This window comes from Streptomyces sp. NPDC053367 (assembly GCF_044545925.1).
Lineage (GTDB): Bacteria > Actinomycetota > Actinomycetes > Streptomycetales > Streptomycetaceae > Streptomyces.
Map to the genome: position 1 here is coordinate 1 of NZ_JBITYN010000024.1, position 4,527 is coordinate 4,527.

Genomic DNA, 4,527 nt, shown 5'->3' on the forward strand with positions numbered 1-4,527 from the left:
TGAGGTGATCGACACCTCGCGGATGGATGCCGAGTACTGGTTCACCAACCTGCGGCGGACGGTGCGGCTGGAGGAGTCGGTGCGGGCGCTGGCGGACTCGGGCCACCAGCTGTTCATCGAGGTCAGTGCCCACCCCGTCCTCACCGCCGCCATAGAGGAGACCGTCGACGGCGTCGAAGGGGCCGCCACCTGCGGCACCCTGCGCCGCGGCGAGGGCGGGCCGCAGCGGATGGTGCTGTCCCTGGCGGAGGCGTTCGTGCGGGGCGCCGACGTCGACTGGGCTGAGGTGAGCGGGCCGGGGTCGGTGGTGGACCTGCCGACGTACGCCTTCCAGCGGCAGAGCTACTGGCTGGTGCCGGACCGGGCCCCGCAGTCCGGCGCCCGCAATCCGGCCGAGGAGGCCCTCTGGACGGCGGTGTCGGACGGCACCCGGCCGCGCTGACCGCCGCCCTCGGCACCCGCGACGACGCCCCGCTCGACGAGGTGCTGCCACTGCTGGCGGCCTGGCGCGAACGGCTCGCCGAACAGGCGGCCCTCGACGCACGGCGGTACCGGCTCGACTGGACGCCCGTCACCGTGCCCGAGACCCCCTCCCTGTCCGGGACGTGGCTCGTGGCCGTGCCGACGTGGGACGGTGGCACGGGTGCCTCGGGCGTGTCCCTGCGGGTGCCGGACGGCACTGCCGGCCCTTCCGGCGCCGACGTCCAGCTTCTGGTGGACGGACTCACCCGACTCGGCGCCCGGGTCGTCACCGTGCCCGTGCCCACGCACGCCGACACCGACACCGACACCGACACCGACGGTGACAGCGACACTGACGCTCGGCGAGGGGGGCTCGCGGAGCGGCTCGCCGCTGTGCCCGGAGTCGTCGGCGTCCTGTCCCTGCTGTCCCTCGGCGGCGCCGGCGAGGCCCCCGAGCAGGCGGCGTTGTCCGCCACGGTCGCCCTGGTGCGGGCACTCGGGGAGGCCGGGCTGGACGCGCCGCTGTGGTGCGTCACGCGGGGCGCGGTCGCCACCGGCCCCGCGGACCGGCCCGCCGCCCCCGCGCAGGCCGTCCTCTGGGGGCTGGGAGCCGCTATCGCGCTGGAGCACCCCCAGCGCTGGGGTGGTCTCGTCGACCTCCCCGGCACCTGGGACGACCGCACCGGCGCCGCGCTGGCCGGCGTGCTCGCCGCACCCGGAGGCGAGGACCAACTGGCAGTGCGGCAGGCCGGGACCCTCGCCCGGCGCCTGCGTGAGGCCCGTACGGACGCGGTCACCTCGCCCGCCGAGGCGTGGGTGCCTCGGGGCACGGTGCTGGTGACCGGCGGGACCGGCGGCATCGGCGCGCAGATCGCGCGCTGGCTGGCCCGCAACGGCGCCGAGCACCTCGTGCTGACCAGCCGCCGCGGCCCCGAGGCCCCCGGCGCGGCCGAGCTGGCCGCCGAACTCACCGGCCTGGGCGCCCGGGTGACGATCACCGCTTGTGATGTGGCCGACCGGGACGCCCTCGCCGCCCTGCTGGCCGACGGGCCGGCCGGCCAGGACCTGACCGCCGTCGTGCACGCGGCGGGCGTCCTGCACGACGGCACCGTGGACACCCTCACCCCGGAACAGGCCGCGGAGGTGCTGCGTCCCAAGGCGACCGGCGCCCTGCACCTGCACGAACTCACCCGGGACCGGCGGCTCGACGCGTTCGTGCTGCTGTCGTCGCTCACCGGCACCGTCGGCGCGGCCGGCCAGGGCGCCTACGCCGCGGCCAACGCCTACCTCGACGCCCTCGCCGTGCAGCGCCGCGCCGACGGCCTGGCCGCCACCTCGGTCGCCTGGGGCGCCTGGGAGGGCGGCGGCATGATCGACGGGGCCGTCGCCGACCGGCTGCGGCGCCGCGGCGTCGAGGTGATGGACGGGGCGCGGGCACTTGAGGCACTCGCGCGGGCCGTCGGACGGGGCGACGGCTTCCAGATCGTCGCCGGCATCGACTGGGCACGCTTCCTGCCGACCCTGTCCGCCGGCCGGCCGCTGCCGCTGCTCGGCGACCTTCCGGCGGTGCGACAGCTCACCGAGGCCGCTGCCGGGCAGGCGGACGAGGACACCGACGGCGCCGCCACGCTGCGCCGGCGCCTCACCGGACTCGAACCGGCCGACCGCGAGGCCGTGCTGCTCGCACTCGTCGGTGAACAGGCCGCCGCGGCACTCGGCTACACCGGCGCCGCCGCCGTGGAGACCTCACGGGCCTTCAAGGACCTCGGCTTCGACTCGCTCACCGCCGTCGACCTGCGCAACCGGCTCAACGCCGCGACCGGTCTGCGCCTGCCCGTCACCCTCGTCTTCGACCACCCGACCGCCGCCGACCTCGCCCGCCACCTGCGCGAGGAACTCCTGCCGGGCACGGACCCGGCCGGCCCGCCGGACCGGCCCGGCGCCGCCGCCCCGACGGTGGCCGCCCTGGACGACGCCGCCCTCGACGCGGCGACCGACGACGAGATCTACGACCTGCTCGACGGCCTGTTCGAGGCGCTCGTCAGCGACCTGACGACCTCATGACCGCCGTGACCACACCTCGGCTGCTTTCGACCACCGGGCCCTCTTGAGGAGCTGGCGACACATGGACAACGAGACGAAGCTGCGCGACTACCTCAAGCGCGCCACCGGCCACCTCCAGGCGGCCCACCGGCAGATCCGGGACCTGCGCACCCCCGAGCCCGTCGCGATCGTGGCGATGAACTGCCGCTACGCCGGCGACATCCGCTCTCCCGAGGACCTGTGGCAGGCCGTCGTCGAAGGCCGCGACGGCATGGGCGACTTCCCGGCCGACCGCGGCTGGGATCTCGACCACCTCTACGACCCCGACCCCGACCGCGAGGGCCGCACCTACGCCCGCCAGGGCGGATTCCTCTACGACGCCGACCGGTTCGACGCCGCCTTCTTCGGCATATCGCCGCGCGAGGCCCTCACCATGGACCCCCAGCAGCGCCTGCTGCTCGAAGTCGTCTGGGAGACCCTGGAACGCGCCGGCCTCGACCCCGGCACCCTGCGCGGCAGCCGCACCGGCCTGTACATCGGAGCCACCGACTTCGACTACGCCCGCGGCCTGACCCGGCTGCCCGAAGGACTCGAAGGACAGATGTCCCTCGGCACCTCGGGCGCCATCCTCTCCGGACGGGTCGCCTACACCCTCGGTCTGGAGGGCCCCGCCGTCACCGTCGACACCATGTGCTCGTCGTCCCTGGTCGCCCTGCACCTGGCCGTGCGCTCCCTGCGCCAGGGAGACTGCGACCTGGCACTGACCGGCGGTACGACGGTGATGTCCACCCCCGGCGGATTCATCGAGTTCTCCCGCCAGCGCGCCCTGTCGCCCTCCTCGCGCTGCCATGCCTTCTCCGCCGACGCCGACGGCACCGCGTGGGGCGAGGGCGTCGGCGTGCTCCTGCTGGAGCGGCTGTCCGACGCGCGCCGCAACGGGCACCGGGTGCTCGCGGTGGTCCGCGGCAGCGCCATCAACCAGGACGGCGCCAGCAACGGCCTGACCGCCCCCAACGGCCGCGCCCAGCAGCGCGTCATCCGGGCGGCCCTCGCCGACGCGCAGGTCGCGCCGGCCGAGGTCGACGTCGTCGAGGCGCACGGCACCGGCACCTCGCTGGGCGACCCGATCGAGGCGGGCGCCCTGCTCGCGACGTACGGCCAGGACCGCCCCGAGGACCGGCCGCTCCGGCTCGGCTCGCTCAAGTCGAACATCGGCCACACCGCCGCCGCCGCGGGGGTCGGCGGTGTCATCAAGATGGTGATGGCGCTGCGCCACGGCCTGCTGCCCCGCACCCTGCACGTGACCGAGCCCTCCCCGAAGATCGACTGGTCCGCGGGCGCGGTCGAACTCCTCACCGAGGCGCGTGAGTGGCCGGAGGTGGACCGTCCGCGCCGGGCGGCCGTCTCCGCGTTCGGGGCGAGCGGCACCAACGCCCACGCGATCATCGAGCAGGCCCCGGAGACCGACGAGCCGGCCGCGGAGGCCGGGCGGGATTCCGCCGTCGGCGGTGCGGTCGTGCCGTGGGTGCTCTCCGGCCGGAGCGAGGCGGCCCTGCGCGGACAGGCCCAGCGCCTCTTGGCCCACCTGGAGAGCACGCCCGGCCACAACCCGGCCGACATCGCCCACTCCCTGGTCACCACCCGCGCGCTCTTCGACCACCGCGCCGTGATCAACGGGACCGGCCAGGACGCACTCGTCCGCGGTCTCGAGGCCCTCGCCGCCGGCGTGACCACCGACAGCGTCACCCAGGGCGTACGCCTCGGCGACCTCCGTCCGGTGTTCGTGTTCCCGGGCCAGGGGTCGCAGTGGGAGGGGATGGCCGCGGAGCTGCTGGGTTCCTCACCCGTGTTCGCCGCGCGGATGGCTGAGTGTGATGAGGCTCTGCGGGCGTTCGTGGACTGGTCGTTGGTGGATGTGGTGCGCGGAGTGGAGGGCGCGCCGGGGCTGGACCGGGTGGATGTGGTGCAGCCGGTGTTGTGGGCGGTGATGGTGTCGCTGGCGGAGGTGTGGCGTTCGTGCGG

3 protein-coding genes are annotated in these 4,527 nt (G+C 75.3%); all 3 read left to right on the plus strand.

Annotation, left to right across the window (positions count from 1 at the left end):
• Window positions 1-442 (plus strand): acyltransferase domain-containing protein (locus tag ACIGXJ_RS36930; protein WP_399655272.1); only part of this gene is annotated, 442 nt, incomplete at its 5' end.
• A gap of 41 nt (window positions 443-483) precedes the next feature.
• Complete coding sequence (locus ACIGXJ_RS36935) at window positions 484-2,526, plus strand: beta-ketoacyl reductase (protein ID WP_399655275.1); 2,043 nt, start codon at window positions 484-486, stop codon at window positions 2,524-2,526.
• Between the two features lie 61 nt (window positions 2,527-2,587).
• A partial coding sequence (locus ACIGXJ_RS36940) for a type I polyketide synthase (RefSeq protein ID WP_399655277.1) occupies window positions 2,588-4,527 on the plus strand: 1,940 nt, incomplete at its 3' end.